Here is a 26,538-nt window from a genome sequence, read left to right on the forward strand (position 1 = left end):
AGGCAATGGGGGTAACGTCGCACGGGCGGTCACTCCGCCGCAAGCGGCTTCGTCGCCTCCGCCTTGAGCTCAGCCCGGGTCTTGGGCTTAGCCTTAATTCTCAGCTCCTCGATATCCTGCCGGTCGCGCACGCTATTGCGGAAAATCTGGTCCTTTCCGGGCAGATATTGCGGTGGGCAGAACGCATCGTTTGCGCCGTACCAGGCCGCCGCTTTCATGGTGAAGAAGGGGTCGACCAGATGCGGGCGCCCGAGCGCGACGAGGTCGGCCCGGCCGGCGGCCAAAATGGTATTGGCCTGGTCCGCGGTCGTGATGTTGCCGACGCACATGGTGGCGACGCGCGCCTCGTTGCGAACCTGGTCGGAGAATGGCGTCTGGAACATGCGTCCATAGACCGGCTGCGCATCACGAACCGTCTGCCCGGTCGAGACGTCGACGAGATCGACACCGGCATCGGCGAAGGCGCGCGCAATCGCCACCGCGTCATCGCCAGTGATGCCGCCATCCGCCCAATCCGTCGCGGAAATGCGCACCGACATCGGCTTGTGCTTCGGCCACGCCGCGCGCAGTGCCCCGAAAATTTCGAGCGGGAAACGCAGCCTGTTCTCGAGCGAGCCGCCGTATTCATCGGTGCGGGTGTTCGTCAGCGGCGAGATGAAGCTCGCGAGGAGATAGCCGTGGGCACAATGCAGCTCGAGCATGTCGAAACCGCAGCGCTCGCCGCGTTCGGCCGCCGCGACGAACGTATTCCGCACAGCGTTCATACCGGCACGGTCAAGCTCGCGCGGCACCTGACTGTCGGGGAAATAGGGCAGCGGCGATGCCGAGACCACGTCCCAGCCGCCCTGCTCCAGCGGGCGGTCGATGCCATCCCACATCAACTTGGTCGCGCCCTTGCGGCCAGCGTGTCCGAGTTGCAGACAGATTTTCGCGCCGGAATTGCCATGGACGAAATCAACGATGCGGCGCCACGCCGCCTCCTGCTCGTCATTCCACAATCCGGCGCAACCGGGCGTGATCCGCGCATCGCGGCTGACGCAGGTCATCTCCGTGAAAATCAGGCCGGCGCCACCGATCGCGCGCGAACCGTAGTGCACGAGATGGAAATCACCGGGAACGCCCTCCTTCGCCGAATACATGCACATCGGCGACATCACGGCGCGGTTGGCAATCTCCATCTCGCGCAAGCGGAATGGCTGGAACAGCGGCACCATTGGCGTGTCGGTGTTGACGTCGAAGCCGTTGCTGCGCACCTGCCTTGCGAATGACTTCTCGACCTCGGCGACGAAATCGGGCGCGCGGAGCTTGAGATTGTCATAGGTGATCGCCTTCGAGCGCGTCATCACGCCGAAGGCAAACTGCACGGGATCGAAATCCCAGAAGCGATCGACATGCTCGAACCAGACCAGCGAGACGTCGGCGGCGTGCTGGGTCTTCTCGACCTCCTCACGGCGGCCGTGCTCATAGACATCCAACGCAGCCTTGATGTTAGGCGCCTTCGCCATCGCCTCGGCCAGCGCGATCGCATCTTCCATCGCGAGCTTGGTGCCCGAACCGATCGAGAAATGCGCACTCGCCTTGGCGTCGCCGAGCAGAACCATGTTATCCCTGACCCAGCGCTTGCTGCGGATCATCGGGAAGTTGCGCCACATTGAGCGGTTGGTGAGCAGCTTGTGCCCATCGAGGAACCAGCCGAAGATGTCGGCCATCCGGGCGGCGGACTCGGTCTCATTCAGTCCCGTCAGGCCCGCGCGCTCGAACGTCTCCGGATCGGTCTCGAAGATCCAGGTCGAGTGACCAGCCTCGTATTGATAGGCATGAGCGATGAAGGGGCCCCACTCGGTCTCCTGAAAGATGAAGGTGAAGGCATCGAGCGGCCTGGTCGAGCCCATCCAGGCGAACTTGTTGGTGCGGAGATCGACTTCCGGCTGGAAGTGCTCGGCATATTTCTCGCGGAAGCGGCTGTTGACGCCATCGGCGAGCAAGATGAGATCGGCGCCGGCAAAGCGCTGCTCGTCGTCGATATCCACCTCGAAATGCAGGCTGACGCCGAGCTCGCGGGCTCGCTCCTGCAGGATCAGAAGCAATTTTTGTCGCGAGCAGCCGCAAAAGCCATTGCCGCCGACCCGATGCACCGTTCCACGAAAATGCACGGCGATGTCATCCCAGTAGGCGAACTCCTGGGTGATGCGGCGATAGCTCGGAAGATCGTGCTTCTCGAAATTGTCCAGTGTGGCATCCGAGAACACCACGCCGAAGCCGAACGTGTCATCGGCCCGATTGCGCTCGTACACGTTGATGTCGGCGCTCGGACGCTGCTTCTTGAGCAGGATTGCAGCGTAAAGACCCGCAGGTCCGCCACCAATGATCGCGACTTTCATGGGAGCCTCGCCAATCTTCCCGGCAATGAAACTATTTTAAGCCTAAACTAATTCCTGGCAAGTCCCCGTTCGAGGCCTCCCGCAGGAAAGAGCCGTTCAGTCGCCCCTGAAGACCGGCTTGACCTTGTTGGCGAAAGCCTCGAAAGCGCGCTCGAAATCGGCCGTCGTCATGCACAGCGCCTGGGCAATGGCCTCAGATTCGATCGCCTCCTCGACCGACATCGCCCATTCCATGGCCAGCATTCGCTTGGTCATGGTGTTGGCGAAGCTCGGCCCTTCCGCCACCTGCTTGGCCAGCAATTGCGCCTGAGGCAGCACCTGCTCCGGCGCGACGATGCGACTGAAAAATCCCCAGCGCTCGCCCTCTTCCGCGGTCATGAACCGGCCGGTGTACAGAAGCTCGGAGGCACGGGACTGACCGATGATCCGCGGCAGGATTGCGCAGGCGCCCATGTCGCAGCCGGCAAGGCCGACCTTGTTGAACAGAAACGCCACCTTGGCCCCGCTCGCGGCGAGCCGCATGTCAGATGCCATGGCGATGATCGCGCCGGCGCCAGCGCAGATGCCCTCAACCGCGGCCACGATCGGTTGCGGACAGGCCCGCATCGCCTTGACCAGATCACCCGTCATCCGCGTAAACGCCGTCAGCCCTTTGGTGTCCATCTTCACGAGCGGGCCGATGATCTCGAACACGTCGCCGCCCGACGAAAAATTTCCGCCGGCACCGGTGACGACGATGGACTTGACCGCATCGTCGAAGGCGCCGGCACGAAAGAAGTCCGTCAGCTCGCGGTAGCTTTCGAACGTCAGCGGATTCTTTCGTTCCGGACGGTTGAGCGTCACGGTGGCAACGCCATCGACTACGGCCAGCAGGAAGTGTTGCGGCGAATAGTCCGCGAGCGGCACGGTGACGGGGTTGGCTGGTCTGCTCATGCGATCTCCTTAGTTTCCCTGTTCCGCGTCCGCGCCAGTACGCTAGATCTCGCCGCCGGCGACGGCAATCGCCTGCCCCGTGATCGCGCCCGCATCGGCGCTGCACAACCAAAGCACGGCATTTGCCACTTCCTGCGGCGTAATCAGGCGACCCTGCGGATTGTGCTTGGCGAGCTCAGCGACAGCCTGCTCACGGGTTCGCCCAGTCTTTTTCATGATGTTGTCGATGCTGCTGGCAACCAAGTCAGTGTCGGTGAAGCCAGGGCAGACTGCATTCACGGTGATGTTGCTGCCGGCCATCTCCAGGGCAAGCGAACGCACAAGGCCGACCACGGCGTGCTTAGCAGCCGTATACGCGCTCACGTAAGCATAGCCTTTAAGCCCGGCGGTCGACGCGATCGCAACGACGCGCCCATAGGGACGATCCTTCATCCCAGGCAGCACTGCGCTGACAGCATGGACGACGCCCATGAAATTGATGTCCATCATACGCGCAAAAAGGGCACTATCCGACTTCGCAAACGGTGCGGATTCGGCGCTGCCGGCATTGGCGATCAGGATATCGATCGGCTTTCGCGCACCGGCCTCAGCGATCGCGGCTTTCAGGGATGCTTCGTTCGACACGTCAGCAACGGCAGAAAAATGCGCAGCACCTGCCTTGATCGCCTCTTCGAGAGTGGCGGCGTTCCGCCCGAGCACCGTGACGGTGGCGCCGGCGCTGACAAGGGACGCTGCGATCGCGCGGCCGATGCCGCGACCGCCACCGGTCACCAGCGCGTGCGGCGAATGCGGTAATGCGGACATGCCCGAGCTCCCCAAAGTTCTGCTGATCGCCCCTCCGATATATTTTAACCTTCAAGCTTTTGCAACGAGAGCGCGGACCGACGCCGCAAAGCGCCCGCGCAAAAGCGAGCGGCCTGAAAATTGCTTTAAGTATAAAATTATCTCTTTCCATCCCCCACAGGCCTGTTAGCATCGCCGGGCCAAGCCAAAGGATGTTGCGTGTCGCAGCCTGCGCCAATGATAACAAGGGACGGACGCTTCGCCTATGAAGCCGCCGGCGACCCAGGCGCGATAGCCCTGATTTTCCTGCATGGCATTGGCGGCGCGGCGCGAGCCTGGCGGCAGCAGCTTGCCACATTCGGCAATCGATTCCACGCGATCGCGTGGGACATGCCGGGCTACGGCGGATCGGCGCCGCTCGCCAGCGTCAGCATCGCTGCCCTGGCCGATGCACTTCAGCACTTCATCGAGCGGATCGGTGCGACAAGCCCCATTCTCGTCGGCCATTCGATCGGCGGCATGATCGTCCAGAAATGCCTGGTGCAATCGCCAAAACTCGCGCGCGCAGTCGTGCTCGCACAGACCAGCCCGGCGTTCGGCAAGGCCGACGGTGACTGGCAAAAATCGTTCATCTCAGCGCGGCTCGGGCCGCTCGATCGTGGCGAGACCATGAAGTCGCTGGCTCCCTCCCTGGTGAAGGAGCTGGTCGGCGAAAATCCAGACCCAAAAGGGATGGAGCTTGCGCGCGAGTGCATGGAAAGTGTGCCCGAGGCGAGTTATCGCGCCATGATGTTGGCGCTGATCGGGTTCGACCAGCGCAGCACGCTCAAAGACATCTCCATCCCGGCGCTGTTGCTCTCCGGTTCCAAGGATAACAACGCCCCTGCGCCCATGATGGCGAAGATGGCAACCTATATTCCCGCAGCTGATTACGTCGAACTCCCCGGCGTCGGCCATCTCGCCAACCTTGAACGTCCCAACGCCTTCGACAAAGCGCTCGGCAGCTTCGTCGATGCCATCGCTGCAATACACGGGTGACCGCGCCATGACCATGCAAGTCAGCAAGAACATCGGCGCAACCGACAAGGTCGCGCTGGATGCGCCGATCTTCGATCCCGTAGCGTTCCGCCTGAGCGAGGAGCAGGCCGCTATTATCGCGCGGGCGCGCGAAATCGGCCAGAGCGTGTTCGCCGATCGGGCCGCCGCCTACGATCGCGAGGCGATCTTCCCGACCGAGAACTATCGCGATTTGCATCGCGCCGGCCTGCTCGGCATCGCTGTCCCCAAGAAGCACGGCGGATTGGGAGCGAACTACCAGACCTACGCCCTGGCCGCGGCGGAAATCGGCCGCTATTGCGGCGCGACCGCGCTGACCTGGAACATGCATGTCTGTTCGACGCTGTGGTCGGGGCCGCTGGCCGATGATCTCGACATGGATGCGGAAATCCGCGCGGAACACGAAAAGCGGCGCGCCGTCCACTACAAGCGCATCGTAGAGGATGGCGCGATCTATTCGCAGCCCTTCTCAGAAGGCGGCGCGGCGGCAGCGGGCGGGGTCGCCTTCGGTACCGAAGCAAAGCCCGTCGACGGCGGCTGGATCGTCAACGGCAAGAAGATCTTTGCGTCGCTCTCCGGCCACGCTGACTATTACGGCGTACTCTGCACTGAGATCGAGGAAGGCGAAAAGGCCTCGCGCCGCAATACGCTTTACCTCGCGATATCAGCGAAATCTCAAGGCGTTTCTGTCGTCGGCGACTGGGATCCCCTCGGCATGCGCGGAACGGTCTCGCGAACACTGCTTTTCAAGGACGTGTTCGTGCCCGAGGATTCTGCGCTGATGCCGCGCGGCGTCTATTTCCAGGCCGCGATGCGCTGGCCCCACATGTTCCTGACGCTGTCGCCGACCTACATGGGCCTCGCGCAGGCCGCTTACGATTTCACGGTGCGTTATCTGCGCGGCGAGGTGCCGGGCATGCCGCCGGTCAAGCGGCGGATGTACCCGACCAAGCAGATCGCTGTTGCTCAGATGCAGATCAAGCTGGAGCAGATCAAGGCAATCTGGTTCCAGGCTGTCACCGAGGCGCGAGCTAATCCGGGCAAAGAGCAGGTGCTGCGCGCCTATGCTGCGCAATATTCGGTGATGGAAGGTGCCAACGAGCTCGCCGCGCTCGCAATCCGTACCTGCGGCGGGCAGGCCATGCTCCGCTCGCTACCGCTGGAGCGCATCTATCGCGACAGCCGCTGCGGCTCGCTAATGCTGCCGTGGACGGCCGAGCTTTGCCTCGACCGGATCGGGCGCGAGGCGCTGTACGAGGCTGGCGAAATGGACGACTGACGGTGGACCTCTGCAGTCTGATCGATCGCAACGCGGCGTTTTCGCCAGACAAGACGGCCATTGCCTTCGAGGGCGAACGGCTGAGCTACGCGACATTCGCCGATCGCATCGAACGGACGGCAACAGCCTTGAAGACGGAATTCGGCGTCGGCCGCGGTGACCGTGTCGCGATCCTGAGCCTGAACCGGCCGGACTATCTGGTCCTACTCTACGCCTGTGCGCGGCTCGGCGCGATGCTGGTGCCGCTGAACTGGCGGCTCGCGGTGGCCGAGCAGCTCTTCATCCTCACCGATGCTGGCGCCAAGGTGCTGATGCTCGAGCGGGCCTTTGAAGGCGTTCTTCCCGAACTCGCGCCGGGCACTGCCGTCGTTGGCCTCGATTTTGCGCCACCGCGCGGCATGACATTCGAAAACCTGCTGGCGCGTGGCCAGGGTAGCGGCCGAAATCCGCACACCGATTTCTCCTGTCCGCTGCTGATCGTCTACACGTCAGGAACGACGGGGCGGCCGAAAGGCGCCGTCCTGCGTCAGGAGGCCCTGTTCTGGAACGGCGTCATGAGCCAGCACATGCACAACATGACGTCGGATGATCATGTGCTGACGGTGTTACCGTTCTTCCACGTCGGCGGCCTCAATATCCAGACGACCGCAGCGCTCCAGCTTGGCGCGACCGTCACGATCCACGCCCGCTTTGCGCCGGACACGGCTCTAGCTTCCATCGAGCGCGAACGACCGAGCTTGACAGTCATGGTGCCGGCGATCATCCAGGCCGTCAGCGAGCATCCCGCCTGGGCCACGACCGATCTCTCGTCGCTGAAGGCGGTCGCCACCGGCTCAACCGTCGTGCCGCCGCACCTGATCGATCGCTTTGTCGCGCGCGGCGTGCCGGTGCTGCAGGTCTACGGCTCGACGGAGACCTGTCCCATCGCCGTCTACACCCGCCTCGGCGGCGACCTCTCGCGCGTGGGATCGACAGGACTTGCCGGCTTGTGCTGCGAGGCGAAAGTGTTCGATCAAGCCGGCAACGAGGTGCCGGCGGGCTCGCCGGGCGAGATCGCGGTCCGCGGCCCCAACGTCTTCTTCGAATATTGGGGCAATGCGGAGGCCACGCGCGAGGCGCTGCAAGACGGCTGGTATCGTACCGGCGATGTCGGCCTGTGCGACCGGGACGGCTATTTCTGGGTGCGCGACCGCAAGAAGAACATGATCATTTCCGGCGGCGAAAACGTCTACCCGGCCGAGGTCGAGCGCGTCCTTCTGGAGCATCCCGACGTCAGCGAATGCGCCGTGATCGGAAGACCGGACCTGCGCTGGGACGAGGTGCCTATCGCCTATGTCATCCGGCGATCCGGCTGCCGGCTCGAAGCGGACGAACTGAGAGCGCATGTTCAATCCCAGCTTGCCCGCTACAAGGTTCCACGCGAATTCGTCTTCGTTACCGACCTGCCGCGCACGGCGCTTGGCAAGGTCCAGCATTTCCTGCTGAAGCAGCTTGATGCGCAGTCGCGCGCCCAAGGAGAAGCACCTTGAAGATTGCGGTTCTGGGTGGGGGAAACGGCTCTTTCGCGGCCGCTGGCGATTTTGCGCGGTCGGAGCACGAAGTCCGACTTTGGCGTCGTGACGCAGAACAGGTCGAAGCACACCGTGCCGCTGGCTGCCGCGTCCTCGTCAAAGATCACAATGGCCGCCACGACGTGAAGCTGGCGCTGGTGACCACCGACATCGCCGAAGCCGTCAGCGGTGTCGAGCTGATCGTGTGCCCTGCCCCCGCCTTCGCACAGCAAGACATCGCTCGGCTCCTCGCGCCGCACCTGCGCGACGGCCAAGTCGTGTTTCTACCACCCGCGACATTCGGCTCGATGATCTTCGCGCAAGCTGCGCGCAACGTCGGCAATCGCGCCAAGGCCAGCTTCGCCGAAACCGGCACGCTGCCGTGGCTCACCCGCAAGCACGGACCATTCGAGGTCGCGATCACCATCCGCGCCAAGCGGCTGCCGGTCGGTGTGTTCCCGCTCGATCAGGCGCCTCACGCGCTTGAGGTGATTGGCCGCGCCTTCCCTGATGTGATCGAGCCCTGCGGTGACGCGCTGTCGGGCGCGTTGATGAATGCGGGTTGCATCATACATCCGCCGCTGATCGTGATGAACGCGGGCCCGATCGAGCACTTCGCGCGGTGGGACATCCACAAGGAGGGCACGCAAGCTGCGATCCGGCGCGTGACCGACGCCCTCGACGCCGAGCGGATCGCGGTGCGCGAGGCGCTCGGTTATCACGCGCCGCATTTTCCCCTCGCGCACCACTACGCCAAGGAAGGCGAGATCTGGATGTATGGCCGTGGCTCGCATGACCGCCTGACCGATTCCGGCGACTGGCGGGAGCGGATCGTGCTGACCGAGCACCGCTACATGCGCGAGGATTTGCGGCTTGGGCTCTCGCTGCTGGTGTCCGTCGCCGGGCTAGCGAGCGTGGCCACGCCACTGGCCAAGGCGTTCCTGGCCATCGGCGGCACGATCTGCGGCGAGGATTTTACGCGAGACGGCCGAACGTTGGAGACTCTGGGACTTGGCAAGCTCCACAAGGCCGAATTGCAGACGCTGCTTCGCGAGGGATTCTGACCAATGAGCAGCCGTGCCAACATTGCCTGTCTCGGAGCCGGTCGCATGGGCCGCGGTATCGCCGTCGCGTTTGCCTATGCAGGACACACGGTCACGATGATCGACATCAAAGCCCGTTCGGCGGAGGATTTCGCCAGACTGGAGGCGGAGGCGCTCGACGAGGTCGGGAAGACGTTTGCCAGCCTGTCGAAGCTGGGGCTGCTGACCGAGGCGGACGTTGCCCCGCTGATCGCGCGGGTCTCGGTCGTGCCGGCCAGTCAAAGCGGCGCCGCGCTGTCCGAAGCCCGGATGGTATTCGAGGGCGTTCCAGAGGTCGTCCAGCTCAAGCGCGAGGCGCTGGGGGCCGCTTCAAAGCAGGTCGCCCCCGACGCGATCATTGCATCGACCACATCGACCATCCTCGTCGACGATCTCTCCGGCGCGATCGTGAATCCGCGCCGCTTCCTGAACGTGCACTGGCTCAATCCGGCCTATCTGATCCCGCTCGTGGAAGTGTCGCCCGGCAAAGCCACCGATCCCGCCATCATCGACGAAGTCAAGGCGCTGCTCGAAGGCATCGGCAAGGTGCCCGTGGTTTGCGCCGCGACGCCCGGTTTCATTGTCCCTCGCATCCAGGCCCTGGCCATGAACGAGGCCGCGCGCATGGTCGAGGAAGGCGTCGCCAGCGCGGAGGAAATCGACAAAGCGATCCGCTACGGTTTCGGCTTTCGTTATGCGGTGCTTGGATTGCTCGAATTCATCGACTGGGGCGGCGGCGACATCCTTTACTACGCCAGCCGCTATCTCGAAGGCGCTCTCGGCAGCGACCGCTATCGGGCACCGGACGTGATTTCGCGCAACATGCATGAAGGCCGGGTCGGCCTCCGCACGGGCGCAGGCTTCCTCGACTATTCGACCATGGACGTCGATGCCTATCGCGCAAAGCGCCTCCAGGCCATGGTCGACCTCCTCCGGCACTTCGACCTGGCCCGTCCGCCCGTTATCGATCGCAGCTAACCGAAAACGTCCTGAAGGACGCCGTCCCGCACCACCGCGACGCCATCGAGCTCGATGGTGGTTCCCATCATCGGTAGGTCGAAATGACCCGCCGTGTAACGGCCGGCGAATTCGTTGGCGCCCGTCGAGAACAGAAAATTCCCGGGCACGGCACGAATCTCCGTACCGTTGGTATCGCGCTGATCATACATCGATAGCGCTTCGTAGCGCGCCCCCGGGTTCATGCCGAAGCCGACATGCGACACGGCATAGGCCTCACGATCGCCCCAGGCGGCGAGATAGGCACGCATCATCGCGGCATCCGTCCCCTCGCCTTCCAGCTCGACGACATAGTCGTCCTTCAAGGTCATCTTCACCGGCGAGGTCAGGTAACGCTTGAAGGTAAGATTGATATCACCGGGCGCCATCACCAGCGCGCCATTGATCGTCCCGCTCTTAGGGAAGCTCACGACGATACCGCCCGGCCAATGCGCCAGTGTACCCGGCTTGTCGGTCCACCCCCACACGCCGACCGTCGAAGCACCGACCATGTCCACATCCAGCGCAGTGCCGGCCTTCGAGGTGACCCGCATCCGCTTCGTCCCACGCAACATCTTCGCGGCCGCGCGAACGCGCTTCTCGAGTGCAGGGGCCGGCACCATCCGCTCCAACGCCTCGGGATGCTCGTTCGAGATCACCAGGATACGTGCGCCGGCCTTCAGGATTTCAGGCGTCTCCACCGCATGCATCAGGCCCTCGATGGTGCAATCCACGACGAAGCCGGCCTGCTGAAGCGCGCTGATGACGGGACCAAGCTTCTGAATCGCCTCACTGGCCCCGGTCGAGCGGACCGGAACGATGTTGCGATTGCGCGGCGTCGGCATGACGACGTGAAACGGCTTCGCTCCCATTCGCAACAAGGCTAGTTCCGCCAGGTGCACATTCAAGGCGCGAGACTGGGTTTCAGAAAGGATCGCCGCGATATCGCCGGCCTTGACCGCGCATCGCTCAAAAATCTCGCAAAACGCGTCGATCCATTTTGCCTCGATGCGGTCAGCCAGCATGGTTCACTCCCGGTCTTCTCGTTTCGTATGCGTCAGGTCACGCTTCGGGGAAGCCCCGCAGGAGGTATGACCGCACAGCACCCAACAGGCCGTTCAGGATCAACCCCAGCAGTGAGATCGTAATCAGTGGCACGAACATGTCGACCGCCTGAAAGGTGCGGGCCGCGGTGACCAGCGCATGCCCCAGACCGTCCGTTGACGTGATCATCTCGGCCAGAAACACCACGATGCAGGAAATGACAAGGCCGATCCGGCATCCAGTCAGGATGGGGGGCATTGCCGCCGGCAAGACGACCTTCAACAGAATTTCGTAGCGCGGCGTTCCCGCCGCCATCGCCGACCAGATCAGCTTTTGCTCCACCGTCGACGCCCCATAATAGGTGGACAGCAGAATAGGAAAGAGCGCGTCCGCAGCCACCAGCGTGATCTTGGATCCGTGGCCAAAACCGAGTAACAGCAGCAGCGCCGGATAGAGCGCGACCTTCGGCAGCGGCGCCAGCACGCGCACGATCGGCCGGACCACAGCGTTGATTGCCGAACTGGCGGCGGCCGCAACGCCGATGCTGACACCAAGCACGACCGCGATCGCAAAACCGGCAAACAGCCGGATCAGGGTCGCCGCGATTTCCTGCTGGAACGTCCATGTCACGAGTTGCTGGAGCAACCGGTTGAAGACGATGCCCGGCGGCGGCAGCAGAACCGCGGGCGCGACACCGAATGACACCAGGCCTTGCCACAGGGCAATCACCAGCACGATTGGCGCGAACCCAACGATGACGTTTGCTGAGAGATAGCGTGATATCATGAGAAGCTCAGCGGCATGTCGAACTGAGGCTCGGACCAGCGCACGAGCCTTGCGCGGACGCGCTCGAAGACCGCATCAAGGCAGATACCCATCGCCCCGACGATGATGATCATCGCATAGACCGTGTCGTATTGGCCCATATCGAGCGCATTGAACAGAATATTTCCGGCGCCCGATTGGCGCGCGATCATCTCGCTGGTGATCATCGTGATCAGCGCCAGCACCAGGCCGGTGCGGCACCCCGTCAAAATCTCCGGAAGCGCGGCAGGTAACACGATCCGGACTAGGCGCTGCAGAGGCGAAAGCCCCATTGCCGCGCCCGACCACAACATCTTCTCCTCCACGGTTTTGGCACCTTCAAAACTGTGATAGATGACCGGGAGGCTGACGCCGAGAAAGATCACCAGCGTCTTGGTGACGTCACCGACGCCGAGCCATAGCATGATGATCGGCATCAGTGCCGCCTTCGGCACCGGATAAATCACCATCAGCAGCGGATTGAAAAAGGCTGCGACTGCCCGGCTACGGCCCATCAGCAAGCCCAGCGGAATCGAAACCAGCACCGCGATGCCGAACCCGATCGTCATGCGGCGGAGTGAAGCCAGGATGTTGATCAGGGATTCCTTGTCACCGAGGATATCCGGGATCGCGCGGATCGCTTCGAACGCCGTTGGAAAACTATCGTTCTTCAGCGCAAGCGACGCAACCTGCCACACCAACAGCGATCCGACGCAGGCCAGCACCGGCGCCGCTCGTTTCGAGATGGTGGCCGGCGAGTTCATGAGGGCGCCCCGGCTTCGTCGCTTTCATCGAACATGCGTTCGATAGCGACGACGTATTTCTGGTAGCGGGGATCGAGCAACAGCTCGTTGCGACGCCGCGGTCGCGGCAGGTCGATATCGATGATGTCCCGGATGCGGCCGGGAGACTTCGACATCATCACGACCTTGTCCGAGAGAAAGACGGCTTCATCGACGGAGTGGGTGACGAACAGTACCGTTTTGCGGTCGCGTTCCCAGATATTCAGGAGATCGTTCTGGAGCCGCGTTCGCGTATGCGCATCAAGCGCACCGAACGGCTCGTCCATCAACAGGACTTCGGGATGGTAAGCGAGCGTCCGGGCCAGCGCGACGCGCTGCTTCATGCCGCCCGACAGCTCCTTCGGATAGAAATTCTCGTAACCCTTGAGCCCGACCATCTCGATCAGAGCGCGGCTCTCCGCTTCGGCCTCGGTAGCTCGCACGCCTTGCTGGCGCGGACCATAGATCACGTTGCCCAACACCGTCTTCCATGGGAATAGCGCGAACTCCTGGAACACCGGCCCGCGATCCGGACCCGGACCCGCGATCGCCTGTCCCTTCATCCTCGCCGCGCCGTTGGTTGGGCTAACAAAACCACCGACGATATAAAGCAGCGTCGACTTGCCGCAACCGGAGGGACCGAGGATAGAGACGAACGCCCCCTCCTCGATCGTCAAGGAGATGTCCGACAGCGCCAAATGATCCTTGCGCGCCGAGGTCTGGAAGACCTGCGAGACGCGGTCGATCTCGATGATCACGGAAGCCGGCCTTTGTGACATCACCGGTCTCACCAATTCGTTCCTCGAAGGCACTACCTTCATCCTGTCTCTCGCTTCACGCACGCGCGAATGTCACGCAACCGATGAGCTGATTGTTCTCCATCAGCGGCACGAGCTTAGCAAGAAATCTGCCAAACACGTCCATTCCGCATGCGTTCTCAGTCGAACCACGGCCACTCCGCTGGTCCCTCATGCGTGACGGCTCCGCCCGGTGCCTGGCCGACCAGACGCGCATATTTCGCCAAGGCGCCAGCGCGATGCCGCGGTGGGCGTTGTTTCCAATCGCGCCGGCGTGCAGCGAGTTCCTGCTCCTCGACCAGCAGGTCCATGCGGCGGCCAGCGGCATCAATCCGAATCTTGTCGCCATCGCGCACGAGCGCCAACGGCCCGCCGACAAATGCTTCGGGCGAGACATATCCGATGCACATGCCGCGCGTGGCACCCGAGAACCGGCCGTCGGTGATCAGGGCCACCTCCTCGCCCATGCCCTGGCCGTAGATCAGCGCAGTGACGCCGAGCATCTCGCGCATACCGGGACCGCCGACCGGCCCTTCATTGCGGATCACCAAGACCTCGCCAGCCTTGTAGCTACGGTCGCGAACAGCCGTCACGCAAGCCTCTTCATCCTCGAAGACGCGCGCGACGCCCTCGAAGAATTGGCTCTTCAAACCGGCGACCTTGATGACGGCGCCATCAGGGCAGAGGTTGCCCTTCAGCACCGCAACGCCGCCATCCGGCATCATTGGCGCGCCGGCCGTGTAAACCACCTCGCCATCAGGAGCATTGGCTGCGCCATATTCCTCCGCAAGCGTACGGCCCGTAATGGTCAGGCAGCTACCATCGATATGCCCGCTCTGGATCAACTCGCGGATCACAACAGCCGCGCCGCCGATGTCGTAGACGTCCTTGGCCGTGTATTTGCCGCCGGGCCGCAGGTTGCCGATCAGCGGTGTCCTGGCGAAGACTTCGCCGACATCATCGATCGTGAATGCTATGCCCGCCTCGTTCGCGATCGCTGGCAGATGCAGCGCGGCATTGGTCGAGCCGCCGGTCGCGGCAACGATGGCAGCGCCGTTTTCCAGAGATTTTCGCGTCACGATGTCGCGCGGCAGCGGTCCACCACGCTCCAGCATTTCCATGATCAGGCGCCCCGCGCGGCGCGATATCTGCGCGCGCTCGGCATAGACGCCGGGCACCATCGACACGTTGGGAATTGTGAGGCCTATCGCCTCCGACACCATGCCCATGGTGTTCGCGGTGAACTGACCAGCGCAGGCGCCAATGGTCGGTAGGCAAGCGCGCTCGATCCGCTCGAGCGTGGCAGCGTCGATCTCTCCGGTCATGAAGCTTCCGACGGCCTCATAGGAATCGAGCACCGTCAGCGTCCGTCCGTCCACGCGGCCCGGCAGCGAGCTTCCGCCGTAGATAAAGATCGACGGCACGTTGCAACGGACCATCCCCATCATCACGCCTGGAAGCGTCTTGTCGCACCCGCCGTATCCGATCAGCGCATCATAGGCGAGGCCATGAACGACCGCCTCGATGGAATCGGCAATCAGCTCGCGCGAAAACAGGGAGAACTTCATCCCCTCATGATTCATGCTGATGCCGTCGGACACCGAGACGGTCGAGAATTCGCGCGGCGTGCCGCCGGCTTCCTCAATTCCGGTCTTGGCCGCAGCCACCTGGAAATCGTGGGTCATGTTGCAGGGCGTCTGTTCGCCCTTCATGCTGACGATGCCCACCATCGGCTTGGCGATGGCGGCGTCGTCCAGTCCCATGGCGCGCATGAAAGCACGGTGCGGAGCCCGGTCGAGGCCGTCAGTCGTTATTCGTGATCGCAACTTCTTCATGCCTGCATCGTCTTCATACGATGTCCCGCACAGGGCGGGACATCGCGACCTCGTTGCCCCCGGTGAACGACCGACTATTGCAGCGGCGCGACGATGGTCGGGTGTTTGAACTGCGCGACATCCAGCTTCGGCAGCATTCCCGTGTCCGCGTAAATGTCGAGCATCTTTTGGATTGCAGGGAAATTCGGGGCAGCACCGGGATCGCGGCCGAAGTCATTGTCCTTGAGCAGGTAGGTATCGAGCACGGGAACCGGCGCCTTCAGCACCTCGGATACGACCTTCAAGGTCTCTTCGCGATTTGCGAGTGCCTTCTTCATTCCAGACGTGATGTCGCGAACATAGGCCTTCACCAGTTCCGGGTTTTTGTCGACGAAATCGGCGCGGCAGGCCTCCAGGATGTGCACAATGTTCGGCATGGCCTGCGACAGCGAGAATAGCTTTCTTGTGCCGCCCTTCGCCTCCGCGCGTGCCGCAAACGGCTGGTTCATGTTGACCGCATCGACGCGGCCCTGGCGCAGCGCATCCTCGGAGACGGCAAAGCCGACCTCGACCAGCTTGATGTCCTTGGCAGGATCGATGCCGTTCTGTTTCAGGAGCAGGTTGAACGGACCTTGCGTGCCGCCGCCGATCACGGAAATGCCGACCGTCCTTCCCTTGAGATCCGCAATCGTCTTGATCGGCGAGTCGTCCATCACCGCCCAGTAGACTGAGAAGCCACCGGGCTTCTCGAACACATGCTGGGCCACGATGTAGGCCTTGAGATTGCCGCCAACCACGCCGTTGGCAAGGGAGAGCGGCGCCTGCGTGGCGCAATCCAGTGCGCCCGCCGCCAGGGCCTGCGTCATCGGCGCGGTGCCCTGAAACTGGGTCCATTCGATGTTGTAGGTCTTGCCGAGATCGGGAAATTCGGCCGGCCTGCGCATCATCCAGTATTTGGATTCCTCGGCCGGGATGGTCCAGCCCACGCGGATCGTCTGTTGTGCCTGTGAGGTGCTTGCGCCCGTGATCATGGCCGCCACGGCCCATATTGCCAGCATCCACCTCGAAACTGCGCGCATCGTGCCCACTCCGTTGCTCAGGCGCCGACCGACGCCACCCAACCCGACCGGCCCAAATGTTTCATGGTTCAAACATTCAGGCAAGCCATGCAAGCCGGCCCGATATCGCGGCGGGCTGCGTCATGTATGGTGCACAGCGGTCGCGCGCCGCCGGCGCCACGACAGAAGGAAGCAACCTATGGCTGATGCGAGCAAGGCAATCCCGCAGGACGTCGAGAGGCTCGGCTACCTCGGCCTGGGGCTGATGGGCACGCCCATGACCCGGCGCCTGCTCGAGGCCGGTCATGACGTCAGCGTCTGGAACCGCTCGGAAGGCAAAGTAGCTCCGCTCGTCGAAGCCGGCGCCAAGCGCGCAGGCACGCCTCGTGACCTGTTGGCGAACTGCGGCATCGTCTTCATGTGTCTGACGGATGCCGCCGCCGTCGAAGAGGTGGTCTTCGGGCGGGAGGGTCTTGCTGCCGCTCCCGGTGCAGGCAAGCTCGTGGTCGATTTTTCATCGATCCATCCCGACGCCGCGCGCGATCTTGCGATGCGATTGAAAACTGCGAACGGCGCAGGCTGGATCGATGCGCCCGTGTCCGGCGGCACCAAGGGTGCAGAGGAAGGCGCGCTTGCCATCATGGCGGGCGGAGAGACCTCAGACATCGAGCGGGCACGGCCCTATGTGCTGACCATGGCGCGCAGGTTCACCCACATGGGTCCGACCGGCGCCGGCCAGACTACAAAACTCTGCAACCAGGTGATCGTCGGATGCGCAATGGCCGTGCTTGCAGAAGCAACCCGCCTTGCCTCGAATGCTGGAATTGACGCGAGCCGGCTGCCCGAAGCACTCTCCGGTGGCTTTGCGGATTCGATCCCCCTTCAGCTCTTCGTGCCGCGCATGGTCCAGGGCATTCACTCGCCGCCACTTGGCCACATCGCGACGATGCTAAAGGACCTCGACACTGTCGCCGATGTCGCCCAGGCGACGTCAACACCGGTGCCGATGGCAACCCTTGCCGGACAGATCTTCCGGCTGGCCAAGGCTGCACGCGGCGCAGACGCGGACGCGTTGGAAATCTACAAGCTCTCAGCCACGACCGCTGAACCGCGTTAAGGGGACTTTTTGCGGTCGTCGTCGGCGAGAAATCGGCCGTATCCTCCCCGCGCGAAGAGCAGCGGCTCTCTTGAGTTATAAGTATAGGCTTCAACCGCACCGAGAAAGATCACGTGATCGCCACCATAATAGCGATTGACGGATCGGCACTGAAAGCTCGCCACGCTCTCGGCGAGTACCGGCGCGTTGCCAAGGCCTGGCGTCCAGTCCACACCGGCGAATTTGTCTTCGGACGATTTAGCGAACTGGTTTGCTAGCGCCTGCTGCGAAGTGCCTAGCACATGGACGGTGAAATGGCTGGCGTTCTGAAAAACAGTCAGGCTCGATGAATAGACCCCGAGGCTCCAGAGAACCAAGGGAGGATTTAGAGAGACCGACGCAAACGAATTGCAGGTGATGCCATACGGCTTTCCATCGGCGGCCGTAGCTGTGATGATCGTAACACCTGTCCCGTAGGTGCCGAGCGCGTTGCGAAAATCACGCGGATCAATCTGCGAGCTATCGCTCGCGAACTCGTTGGCTGGATCAGGTGCGGCCGGCTGCTTTGGCAGATCATTCATCAGCCGGCCTCACAAGGTGAGATTCTCGGACGGCAGGCCGAGTGCCACGCGCCCATAGTTGGTTCCGGCCGCATCGAAATTAAAGGCGAGATGCGAATTGATCGCATGCGCATCGCGGAACTGCCGCTGTAACACGCCCGTCGTGAACAGGCCGCGCGCGCCACTCGCCGCGAACAACATCGAGACGGCATCCGTGCACAGATTGACCGAGAACGCCCCGTCGCGCCGATACCTGGTCTTGATCGCCATGTCGGGCGTGTGCCTGCTTCGTGCGTGGTCCATCGCCTCGATGCAGGCCGCGCGCATGATGAGGCGCGCAGCATCGATCTTGGCGGAAGCCTCCGCGATCTTGATTTGCGTGCTTTGGAAGTCGCTCAGCTTGGCACGGTTGTACGTCGATATGCGATGACGGGCGACCTCCGCATAGTCGTCGAGGCAAGCCTGCGCGTTCCCAAGCGCGACACCGGAGAGAACATAAGGAAACAGCGAGAACACGGGCAGCGCGTACAGCGGATTGAGGTTCACCTTGCTCCCGGGTGTCGCGCCTCCGGCAAGATCACGCACGGCGACCGTCATATATTCGGGTACAAAGGCATCCCTGACCTCGACATCAGACGAGCCGGTGCCGCGCAGCCCGGCGACGTTCCAGGTATCGAGAATTTTGTAGTCAGCTTTGGGCAACAGGAAGATGCGGTATTCGATACCGTCAGCCTCGTCGTCGGAAGCGACGACGCTTGCCAGCATATTCCACGCGCAGGAGCCGACCCCCGACGAGAACGGCCAGCTTCCGTGCAGCCGGTATCCGCCCTCAACCTTGCTGGCGCGACCGGCAGGAAAGATGAATGATGATGCGATCAGCACGTCCGGATCTTTCCCCCAGACCAGGTCCTGCGCGCGCTGCTCGAACATGCCGAGCATCCAGTGGTGGCTCGCCAGATTGGCAAGATTCCAGGCCACCGACGCGTCGGCCTGCCCCAGCAGCTCGGCGCAATCGATCAAAGCGACGTAGTCGAGCTCGGCGCCGCCGATCCGCTTCGGCTGAAGCATCCGGAACAGGCCGGCATCATGCAGGTCCCGCTCCGTCTCCGGTGGCAGATGTCGCAATTCCTCAGTCCGCGCGGCGCGTTCGCGCAGTTGCGGCACCAACGACCGCGTCTTGGCAATCATCGTCGCATAGGCTCGTTCGTCGGAGACTAACCCTACCGACTGCCCCATACTCGGCTCTTGACCAGGCGCCATTCGTGTCCCTCGCTCTCGTCTATTTATGCGGCGGGAACCCTTCCAAATCAAGCTGGGGCAGCGCTCAGTCGGACGTTGCGGCCCTCCGCCGCCCGAATGCGCCTTTTTCGGCCAAGACCGCAATCCGATTCTCGTCGTAACCAAGTGTCTTACGCATGACGTCTTCTGTATGCTCGCCCAACAGCGGCGCAGCCACTGGATTAATTGTTGCCGTCAGGCTCATGTTGATCGGCGGCTCGATATTCGGCACCCATTGCGCCGTGCGGTGCGGGATCCGGTTCAGGCGCGCGCGTTCGCGCGCTTCAGGCGCATTGAATCCCTCCTCGACGGTCCGGAGATAGCCAACCGGGATATTGGCCAGCTTCATCTTCGCCATCCAGTTCTCGAGCGTGTCGCTCGCGAACACCTCCGCAATCGCTGCACGCAGGAGCTCCTTGTTCTCGGACCGCGCCTTGCGCGTAGCGAACTGCGGCGCGTTAATGAGATCCGGGCGGTTCAGCACCTCCACCACCAGCCGTCGATACAGCCGGTCGTTGGCGCAAGCCATGTAAAGCGGTCCATCTGATGCTTCGTAAACACCGACGGTCGGAGACCCACTCGGCGAATTGCCGAACCGTCCCGGGTTCTCGCCGTTGATCAGGTAGGCCATGCCGTAGAAGCCCGTCATCCCCATGGCAACGTCGAACAGCGCGACCTCGACATGCTGCCCGCGACCGAGTCGATCCCGCGCCAATAGCGCCAGCAGGATGGCATTGCAGGCGGACATCCCCGTCGCCATGTCGACAATTGGCGGGCCGGTCCGAACCGCCGGTCCGTCTGCAAATCCATTGAGCGACATGAAGCCGCTCTCGGCTTGCGTGATAGGGTCGAAGCCGGGACGCGAGGCGAACGGCCCCGTCCGCCCGTAGGCGGAGATCGAGCAATAGACCAGCCGCGGGTTTAGCGGCGCGACGGCCTCGTAGTCGAGGCCGAATTTCTTCATGACCCCGCTGGAAAAATTCTCCACGACCACGTCCGCCTTGCGGATCAGGTCCAGCGCAATCTCGCGCGCCTCCGGCACGGCGAGGTCGATCGCGATGCCGGTTTTGTTGCGGTTCAGGCTGAGATAGGCGGCACTCTCGCCACCGATTTCGGCATGCTCATAGGCACGGGTGTCGTCGCCACCATCGGGATTTTCGATCTTGATGACGTGCGCGCCGAAATCGGCGAGCGTCTGCGTACAGGCGGGCCCTGCGACCACGCGCGTGAAATCGACGACCAGCAGACCATCAAGAGCGGATGGTCCTCCCGCCGCCCGCGACGGACGTTCCGGCAATTGAGGCTTGGTGGACATCCCCGGCGCTCCCTTACATCGGCTTGTGCTCGCCGAATTTCCCGCAAGCAAACTTAAAGCCCGGCGCCGCCGACTGCGCAAGTGCTTCAACAGCAACGCTTCAATACGCCAAAAAGGACCGGCAGCGGTCAAGCTGCCGGGTCCTCGAGTATTCCAGGTGCAAAAGCCCGCGCGTTCAGCCCGCGCCGGTCAACGTTGCGAAAGCCCTCGTTCCGCACTACGGGACACCAGCTCAGCGAAGCGACTTTCGCCAATAGAGCGTATGCGACCAGGCCCAGGGCACCTCGGGCTCGTAGAGCCGGTAGCCAGCCCGAATGAAATTATTCGCAGAAAAGCTGTTATCCGTTGTGTCCGAAACGATACCATCCCATCCGCTACGCCGCCCTCGCGCTTCGACCGCTCGCATCAACCTGAGTTGAAGCCCCCTGCCCCAATGCCGCTGCAAGACTCCGACGCGCGAGAAGTAGCCGGAATGTCGGGCATAGGTGGACGGCACGACGCCTGCGAACGCGACCGGATCATCACGGCAATAGGCAAGCCACCACGCCCCGAGATCGAAATCCGGCATGGCTGCGGCATCAAAGAAAGTCAGCCGATGCAGCTCGGCCAGGATGTCCGCAACGTCATCATCAGACGCGTCAACCATACGAATTCTGTACATGGCATGACCTAAAGGAACGGAACGGACTTGCGGCGACGTCACGGCCAATCGATTTTCACTTACCCAACACGACCTTCACGCCGAGCCAGACAGCCCCCATCAGGCCGGTGGCGATCACGGTGATCACGGCTTTGAAAGTGTAGCTCTGCGCCTGCTCCACGCTTTTCCGCCACCGCCGCAGGTGCTGGAAATCGGCGCGCACTTCCTTGCGATCATCATCCTCGATGCCAAAGGAGGCCAGCACCGATGCCACCGCCTTCAAGACGATCGCATCGATGCTGTCCTGCTGGAGCCTGTGCTGCTCGGCCAGCGTCTCGGCCACGATGGCCCTGATTTCATCATCTGGCATCTTCACCGCTTGATGATCCTTGCAACATTCTCGAAGCCGCGCTTGGCGAAGTAGAAGGAAACGACGAGATTGGCGGTGATCGCCGCGAACCCTGCCAGAGGATCGGTGGATCCAAGGCCAAAAACCTTGTCGAAGACGAGAAGCTTGATCGAGTCCGCCGTATGATCCTGAAGTCCGCGGAAGATGATCAGTCCGTCGCCGGGCGTCTCGATCTTGTCGCTGAAGAGCTTGAAGCCGTGACCGAGCCCGAGGCTCGCGATCTTGCCCTCGATCAGCCGCTTGGACGATTGCGCCAGCGTCCGCTGCGCCTCGCGGATGCAGACCGCGAGCGTGCCGCGCTCGGCCTGGCAGGTCTCGACCAAAAGCTCGCCGAAGAAATGCGATTTGCCCGAGCCGCGTCCGCCGTAAACGCCCTTGTAGCGCGCCGGCCTCAGCAGCGGCTCGAAGATCTTCGCGGTCGGTATTTTCAGCGTCGACATGCGAGCGCCTCTTCTCCAGCAATGGCGCTAGGACTCCTCGACGCCAGGCTTTTGGGGATGCACGATGATGCGCTCAATCCGGTGGATCAATTCCAGCACGCCGTCTTCACTGTTCTCGACCGGTTGCGCCGCCTTGCCACAGCCGCGATCGAGGATCGCGTTGGCGGCCGAAACGCGCGCCGCCGGCGTCGCCTCGTCGCTGCGCATGACGCCGACGAGCGTGTCGACGGCTGTCCCGGCATGGCTGCGCGCGAGCGAGCGAATGTCGGTCAGCGTCCGCCCTTTTGACGGTTTCTTCGCGACAGGCTTGTGAACGTCCGCGATCCTGGGCTCATATAAAAGGCCGTCACTCAAGCAAGACTCTCCCACACAACAATTGCGACCAGGCCCGCGAGCGCGAGCGATATCAGATAGACCGTCATCGTTTCTCCAAAAAACAACAGTGCGGCAGATCGCGACACGACGCGCGATCGTTTCGGCGCGAACCTTATCCCCGTCTTGCGGGGACCGCGGCGGCGCAAGCAAAGGCTCGCGCCGCGGGCCGGCACGTTCGCGCGTGCTCGGCCAATAAAATGGTTCGGACGGCGATGCGCTGATCGGCGCTCCCTAGACGCGTATCAAGCAAGTGCGAGGCCGCAATGCGCGGGACGCCGTCCGATTCCTGACATCGAAACGAAAAAGCCCGCAGCGGATGTTTCCGCGCGGGCCTGACAAACTCGTTTCGATGATGGCATTATGCCGGTGTTTTGCCCGACGTGTCAAACGACATTGAACTGGATCGAAAAAATCTGCAGCGGATCATCAATCCTGGCGAAGCAGCGGCTGTATCCAGCGAGAGAACCAATCTCCTGCGTCGCTTCGCGGATTGGCTGAAGCTTCCAATCCCCAAATCGGTGGTGGGATAACATAGCCTGGCTCGTCAGCGAACATACCGACCGGACTGCTCACTTGGTGAAACCGCTGTTCTCCCATGCGCCAGTTTCCAAATCGGTCGTTGAATTCAGAAGAAGGCAGATAGGGTACCGGCACACTACCAGAATCAAACACACTGCCAGCGTTCGAGGCGTTCACACGCGCGAGACGCCGGACCTCTCCACCCGCCGCTGGTCCTGCGACGGAAGCGGCTGGTTCCTCAGGTTCCTTCGACGGCTGGGGCGGTGTGGCAACGACTGCAGTTCCTGGCCAATTGCCAAAACGATCATGGAAGGTACCAGCACGTATCGTTTCCTGATCCAGTGCATTGCCTGTCAGCAAGGGGATCCCGGGCTGCGCGCCGAGCAGCTGACTTGCCTTCCCATTGGAGCTCGATGTGTCTTTTGGACTAAACGGATTGTATGGAGGCGCGCCAACGGCGAACACTCCCCCGCTGAAGTCATTCGTTGGTTGCGCTCGAGCCGATGATCCCGCTGCGACACCTGCTGTGCCCAGAGCACCCAAGGTCCATGCCCACGCTGGCAACGTGGGTAGAATAAAAGGCGCCGCTACGCCGAGTGCCGCGCCACCCAGCAACCAAGGAAGCGCATCCTGTCCGACAGAGGACTCGCTACCAGGGTCACGCATCAGTGGATTATCCTGATATGGAAGTGGCGCCCCGGTCATCGGATCGAATTTGAGGACGAGTGGGTCCGATGGCGCGGCAGTGCTCGGAGGCAGCTGTCCGATCCGTTGCCAATCCGGACCGGCCGCCGGAAAACCAGACAATCCATCGACCAAACGCGGATCGCTCCGGGTGAAGCCTTCAGGGGCAAATTCTGCAAGCGGGGCTGGAATGAAGCCCGGCAACTGCGGATCGTGGTTCGGATTGGCTGGCTCTGAGCCTGGAATGCGAAAACTATCATCCGCAGCCATGAACTCCTGTTGCCAAGGCGTTCCGTCCAATTCATTGTTCCCCGAAGTGATGTTAACTCGCGGGTTCTGCCTGATTGCTTCGCTCAGCAGCTTTTCCCTCTTGGTATTGCCTAAGATTGCGGACCACTTGCCCAGATGACCATGCCCAGCCTTCGCACCCCTCTGCTCGAGATCGCGTATCGCCTGAACTACGTTCAGATTGTCCGCACGGTATGTCGCATACTCATCGACGACACTTCTAATTAATCGATCCACTTCTTCACGGGTCTTTCCAATTGGGACATTGGTGTAGAGATCGCCATTAACAAAGCCGGCGCTCATTGCGTCGATCAACGCTTCTATCTCCGCCGCGCGAATATCCGGATCAGCATATTCCGCAATTCGATCAAGAGTTCGGCTAACCGCTCCGTAATATAGTGGATCATGCCCGCCGGGGTGAGGCGATACTCTCATGTTTCTGGCCAGCTCGTAATCTGCCGGCAGATAGATCTGATTGCGTCGAGCCCGCACTCCAAGTACTTGCCTATCGATACCATCAAACGCGCGATGAGAATCAAATCGCTGAGATATAATGTGGTGATTCCGCAGAATAGCTCCGCTGAGCCTCATTGGTTGCAACCCTTCAAAATCATTCGATGTGCGATTGCTCCCGAGTGACTTTGCGGAGTGCCTGAAGGAGAGTATCGGCGCTCTACGGTGGCGGATGCGCACCGGCTAGCTGCGCGTCTTCCGTGGAAGCTCGGTCAACGCACTTGAGCGGCCGGATGATTTCAGCAAATCGCAGCGATCTGCCTTGATCCCGCAAAACTCGGATTTGGATTCGGAGAGTCCTCGCAGTCAGGCGAATGCCTTTGCCGGCGCCAAATGCGCATCGGCAGCGAGTAGCGATGAAATGAAAAAACTAGAAGCTCAGGCAGTTCGCTGCATACCTGCCGACGCATTGCGACGGCGAATGCATTCCAGCATGCCCTTAGTTTCCAAGAACGCCACGTCGAACCGCATTAGCGAAGATTCAGGACGTCCTGGGCCAGACCAACAGCCTCTTCTTTGAAGACAAGGCTGAGCTTTCCTATACCGTTGTAGTGCTTGCACCCGGCACCATCATTCAAGATTTGGCCGCGCGTCTTTTCCTCGTCGATGGCATCAAGGACGCGAATGACATCATAGAGCCAGCAATCCGCGGCAGCCTTCCGACTGAGAGGCCGCGTTTCGCATTTCAGGAACGTCACGCCTTCTCGGTCGACGACTTTAAGAACGCCCCTTCATCCGATCGGACACGAGCCACGCTGAGCAAAGCCTGTTTGCTTTGCTCTACGACGATGAGCCGTCAGTACAGAGAAAAACAGGCATGCCATTGAACCGATCTGAATTCTTGTAACGAACAGCGATGCGCTCCTTCGGATCGCCGCCAAAGGTGTCGCCGTCTCCGAGCACTCGTCCGCGCTCGATCAGATAGGCAACAAGACCAGCCACCTTTTCGATCAGCGCTGCAAGCGTCAACCTGGCAGTCTTGAATTCAATCTCACGCCCGACAAAAGCGGACAGTCCCATCGTCACCGCGCCGATACCCGCCTCAGAGCGGAATGGTAGAATATCCACCCAGAGCGGGAAAGGATAGTCAGGGAACGGCGCATAGGATTGGGCAGACAGATGCAGCCAGAGATCGGCAGGTTGCGCGACCTTCCCATCCCAGACCACAGCGCCGCATTGCGGCATCGTCGCAATTAACGCGCCAATAACGGCTGTCATCAGACGAGCAGTGGGCAACAATTGTTGGTCTTTGCCAAGCACCGAAACGATCAAATGCCCCCGGTGCTCCGCAGCAACCACCTGCGCTTCCGGCCACGTGATAGCGGTACGCGACCATAGGCCGGGATCATGTGGAATGGCCGTCGGCATAGACATGACCGTAATGAGTTGGTCGCCAAACCGGATAACCGACGCACCTCCGGAACCCTCGCGCATCTTTGCCGCGTCGTCGTCACGCATCTCTGATGCCAGCTCCGGGTGCCGGGTGCGAAGCGCCGTGGCAAGCGCGCCCGTGTTCAGACTTGCGGGGCTGTCCAGCAAGACAAAAGCAAGAAAGGATTTACTCATCGCCACCCCGCAAGAGTCGAGCACAATTGGCGTCCGTCAACTCATCCTTAGATTGAGCTTTGGATGAATAGAACATATGAAGAACAAAATCAACGCATTTTTTCGCAACGACTCGATCCGTAATTTCGGCAACTAGGCGATGAGTTCGGAAAAATGATCATCATTTGGGGCAGGCAGCCGCTCCGCCGGGGCGCGGTCCCACGTAGGTGCTCATGGCACGGATGGGTCAGGCGGCTCCCGGCAGATCGGCCCGTCAAACCAGTCTGCATCGCCAGACCGGTGCAGACCTCAAAAGGTACAGGATGGGTTGAGCCCTTGCGAAACCCATCAAACTTCGCCGCTTGATCCGGTCGCACCAACGATTTGCTCGATACTGGCACCGTCCGTGTGGCGATGGGTTTCGCAAGAGCTCAACCCACCCTTGTATTAGCCCGATCGCTTATATTGAGGGCCGTTCCGTGAGGAATGGCCCAGCCCGGGAGGCCGCCCGAACTGG

Annotated in this window: 23 protein-coding genes and 2 pseudogenes; 6 read left to right on the forward strand and 19 right to left on the reverse strand. The window is 61.9% G+C overall.

The annotated features are described in order from the left end of the window. Positions 1-29: 29 nt before the first annotated feature. From JQ587_RS19610 to JQ587_RS19620, 3 genes are all read right to left on the reverse strand, one after another. A complete protein-coding gene (locus JQ587_RS19610) occupies positions 30-2,381 on the reverse strand; it encodes a bifunctional salicylyl-CoA 5-hydroxylase/oxidoreductase (protein WP_212426302.1) in 2,352 nt (783 codons plus the stop codon). A 96-nt stretch (positions 2,382-2,477) separates the two neighbouring features. Continuing rightward, on the reverse strand, positions 2,478-3,314 hold the full coding sequence (locus JQ587_RS19615) for an enoyl-CoA hydratase family protein (protein ID WP_212426303.1): 837 nt from the start codon (positions 3,312-3,314) through the stop codon (positions 2,478-2,480). 42 nt (positions 3,315-3,356) lie between these two features. Further along, positions 3,357-4,118: an SDR family NAD(P)-dependent oxidoreductase gene (locus JQ587_RS19620; protein WP_212426304.1), complete on the reverse strand. Its 762-nt coding sequence runs from the start codon at positions 4,116-4,118 to the stop codon at positions 3,357-3,359. A gap of 198 nt (positions 4,119-4,316) precedes the next feature. On the opposite strand from JQ587_RS19620, the gene JQ587_RS19625 reads away from it, so the two are divergent. The 5 genes from JQ587_RS19625 to JQ587_RS19645 are packed head-to-tail and all read left to right on the forward strand — an operon-like array spanning position 4,317 to position 10,042. Continuing rightward, the gene (locus JQ587_RS19625; RefSeq protein WP_212426305.1) at positions 4,317-5,135 is read left to right on the forward strand and encodes an alpha/beta fold hydrolase; all 819 of its coding nucleotides are present in this window, start codon (positions 4,317-4,319) and stop codon (positions 5,133-5,135) included. A gap of 7 nt (positions 5,136-5,142) precedes the next feature. Further along, entirely contained in the window at positions 5,143-6,432 is a 1,290-nt protein-coding gene (locus JQ587_RS19630; RefSeq protein WP_212426306.1) for an acyl-CoA dehydrogenase family protein, read from the forward strand. A gap of 2 nt (positions 6,433-6,434) precedes the next feature. Beyond that, positions 6,435-7,961 carry a class I adenylate-forming enzyme family protein gene (locus JQ587_RS19635; RefSeq protein WP_212426307.1) on the forward strand — a complete coding sequence of 509 codons (1,527 nt, stop codon included), beginning with the start codon at positions 6,435-6,437 and terminating at the stop codon, positions 7,959-7,961. Beyond that, positions 7,958-9,046 (forward strand): NAD/NADP-dependent octopine/nopaline dehydrogenase family protein, encoded by a 1,089-nt coding sequence (locus JQ587_RS19640; RefSeq protein ID WP_212426308.1) that lies wholly within the window; start codon positions 7,958-7,960, stop codon positions 9,044-9,046. The genes JQ587_RS19635 and JQ587_RS19640 overlap by 4 nt, the downstream gene beginning before the upstream one ends. 3 nt (positions 9,047-9,049) lie before the next feature. Further along, positions 9,050-10,042 (forward strand): 3-hydroxybutyryl-CoA dehydrogenase, encoded by a 993-nt coding sequence (locus JQ587_RS19645; RefSeq protein WP_212426309.1) that lies wholly within the window; start codon positions 9,050-9,052, stop codon positions 10,040-10,042. Here the strand turns inward: JQ587_RS19645 and JQ587_RS19650 are convergent. The 6 genes from JQ587_RS19650 to JQ587_RS19675 form a co-directional block, all read right to left on the reverse strand. Next, the gene (locus tag JQ587_RS19650; RefSeq protein ID WP_212426310.1) at positions 10,039-11,085 is read right to left on the reverse strand and encodes a 2,5-dihydroxypyridine 5,6-dioxygenase NicX family protein; all 1,047 of its coding nucleotides are present in this window, start codon (positions 11,083-11,085) and stop codon (positions 10,039-10,041) included. The genes JQ587_RS19645 and JQ587_RS19650 overlap by 4 nt on opposite strands. Positions 11,086-11,122: 37 nt before the next feature. Next, positions 11,123-11,890, reverse strand: a complete 768-nt coding sequence (locus JQ587_RS19655; protein ID WP_212426311.1) for an ABC transporter permease — start codon at positions 11,888-11,890, stop codon at positions 11,123-11,125. Next, positions 11,887-12,672 carry an ABC transporter permease gene (locus JQ587_RS19660; protein WP_212426312.1) on the reverse strand — a complete coding sequence of 262 codons (786 nt, stop codon included), beginning with the start codon at positions 12,670-12,672 and terminating at the stop codon, positions 11,887-11,889. Before JQ587_RS19660 ends, JQ587_RS19655 begins: the two co-directional genes overlap by 4 nt. Next, the gene (locus JQ587_RS19665; RefSeq protein WP_212426313.1) at positions 12,669-13,511 is read right to left on the reverse strand and encodes an ABC transporter ATP-binding protein; all 843 of its coding nucleotides are present in this window, start codon (positions 13,509-13,511) and stop codon (positions 12,669-12,671) included. The genes JQ587_RS19660 and JQ587_RS19665 overlap by 4 nt, the downstream gene beginning before the upstream one ends. Before the next feature lie 116 nt (positions 13,512-13,627). Beyond that, complete coding sequence (gene ilvD / locus JQ587_RS19670) at positions 13,628-15,322, reverse strand: dihydroxy-acid dehydratase (RefSeq protein ID WP_212426314.1); 1,695 nt, start codon at positions 15,320-15,322, stop codon at positions 13,628-13,630. A 74-nt stretch (positions 15,323-15,396) separates the two neighbouring features. After that, positions 15,397-16,380, reverse strand: coding sequence for an ABC transporter substrate-binding protein (locus tag JQ587_RS19675; protein WP_212426315.1), 984 nt, complete (start codon positions 16,378-16,380; stop codon positions 15,397-15,399). Between JQ587_RS19675 and JQ587_RS19680 the strand changes: the two genes are divergently transcribed. Beyond that, positions 16,331-17,476 (forward strand): NAD(P)-dependent oxidoreductase, encoded by a 1,146-nt coding sequence (locus tag JQ587_RS19680; protein WP_249154385.1) that lies wholly within the window; start codon positions 16,331-16,333, stop codon positions 17,474-17,476. The genes JQ587_RS19675 and JQ587_RS19680 overlap by 50 nt on opposite strands. On the opposite strand, the gene JQ587_RS19685 is transcribed toward JQ587_RS19680, so the two are convergent. The 10 genes and pseudogenes from JQ587_RS19685 to JQ587_RS19730 form a co-directional block, all read right to left on the reverse strand. After that, complete coding sequence (locus tag JQ587_RS19685) at positions 17,473-18,036, reverse strand: flavin reductase family protein (protein WP_212426317.1); 564 nt, start codon at positions 18,034-18,036, stop codon at positions 17,473-17,475. The genes JQ587_RS19680 and JQ587_RS19685 overlap by 4 nt on opposite strands. Before the next feature lie 9 nt (positions 18,037-18,045). After that, positions 18,046-19,275, reverse strand: a complete 1,230-nt coding sequence (locus JQ587_RS19690) for an acyl-CoA dehydrogenase family protein (RefSeq protein WP_212426318.1) — start codon at positions 19,273-19,275, stop codon at positions 18,046-18,048. Positions 19,276-19,339: 64 nt separating this feature from the next. Beyond that, positions 19,340-20,608 carry a CaiB/BaiF CoA transferase family protein gene (locus tag JQ587_RS19695; protein WP_212301470.1) on the reverse strand — a complete coding sequence of 423 codons (1,269 nt, stop codon included), beginning with the start codon at positions 20,606-20,608 and terminating at the stop codon, positions 19,340-19,342. Between the two features lie 232 nt (positions 20,609-20,840). Continuing rightward, complete coding sequence (locus JQ587_RS19700; RefSeq protein ID WP_212426331.1) at positions 20,841-21,269, reverse strand: GNAT family N-acetyltransferase; 429 nt, start codon at positions 21,267-21,269, stop codon at positions 20,841-20,843. Between the two features lie 55 nt (positions 21,270-21,324). Then, positions 21,325-21,624, reverse strand: a complete 300-nt coding sequence (locus JQ587_RS19705) for a hypothetical protein (RefSeq protein WP_212426319.1) — start codon at positions 21,622-21,624, stop codon at positions 21,325-21,327. Between the two features lie 131 nt (positions 21,625-21,755). Next, positions 21,756-22,097 (reverse strand): annotated as a pseudogene (locus JQ587_RS19710) (phage terminase large subunit); the annotation flags it as partial. A gap of 27 nt (positions 22,098-22,124) precedes the next feature. Then, entirely contained in the window at positions 22,125-22,451 is a 327-nt protein-coding gene (locus tag JQ587_RS19715) for a hypothetical protein (protein WP_433995299.1), read from the reverse strand. 447 nt (positions 22,452-22,898) lie between these two features. Beyond that, positions 22,899-24,398, reverse strand: a complete 1,500-nt coding sequence (locus JQ587_RS19720; RefSeq protein ID WP_212426320.1) for a hypothetical protein — start codon at positions 24,396-24,398, stop codon at positions 22,899-22,901. Positions 24,399-24,946: 548 nt separating this feature from the next. After that, a pseudogene (locus JQ587_RS19725) lies at positions 24,947-25,192 on the reverse strand (imm11 family protein); the annotation flags it as partial. A 64-nt stretch (positions 25,193-25,256) separates the two neighbouring features. Further along, positions 25,257-26,042 carry a DUF4261 domain-containing protein gene (locus tag JQ587_RS19730; protein WP_212426322.1) on the reverse strand — a complete coding sequence of 262 codons (786 nt, stop codon included), beginning with the start codon at positions 26,040-26,042 and terminating at the stop codon, positions 25,257-25,259. Between the last annotated feature and the right edge of the window lie 496 nt (positions 26,043-26,538).

It is taken from the genome of Bradyrhizobium manausense (assembly GCF_018130615.1).
In the GTDB taxonomy this organism is placed as follows: domain Bacteria; phylum Pseudomonadota; class Alphaproteobacteria; order Rhizobiales; family Xanthobacteraceae; genus Bradyrhizobium; species Bradyrhizobium manausense_A.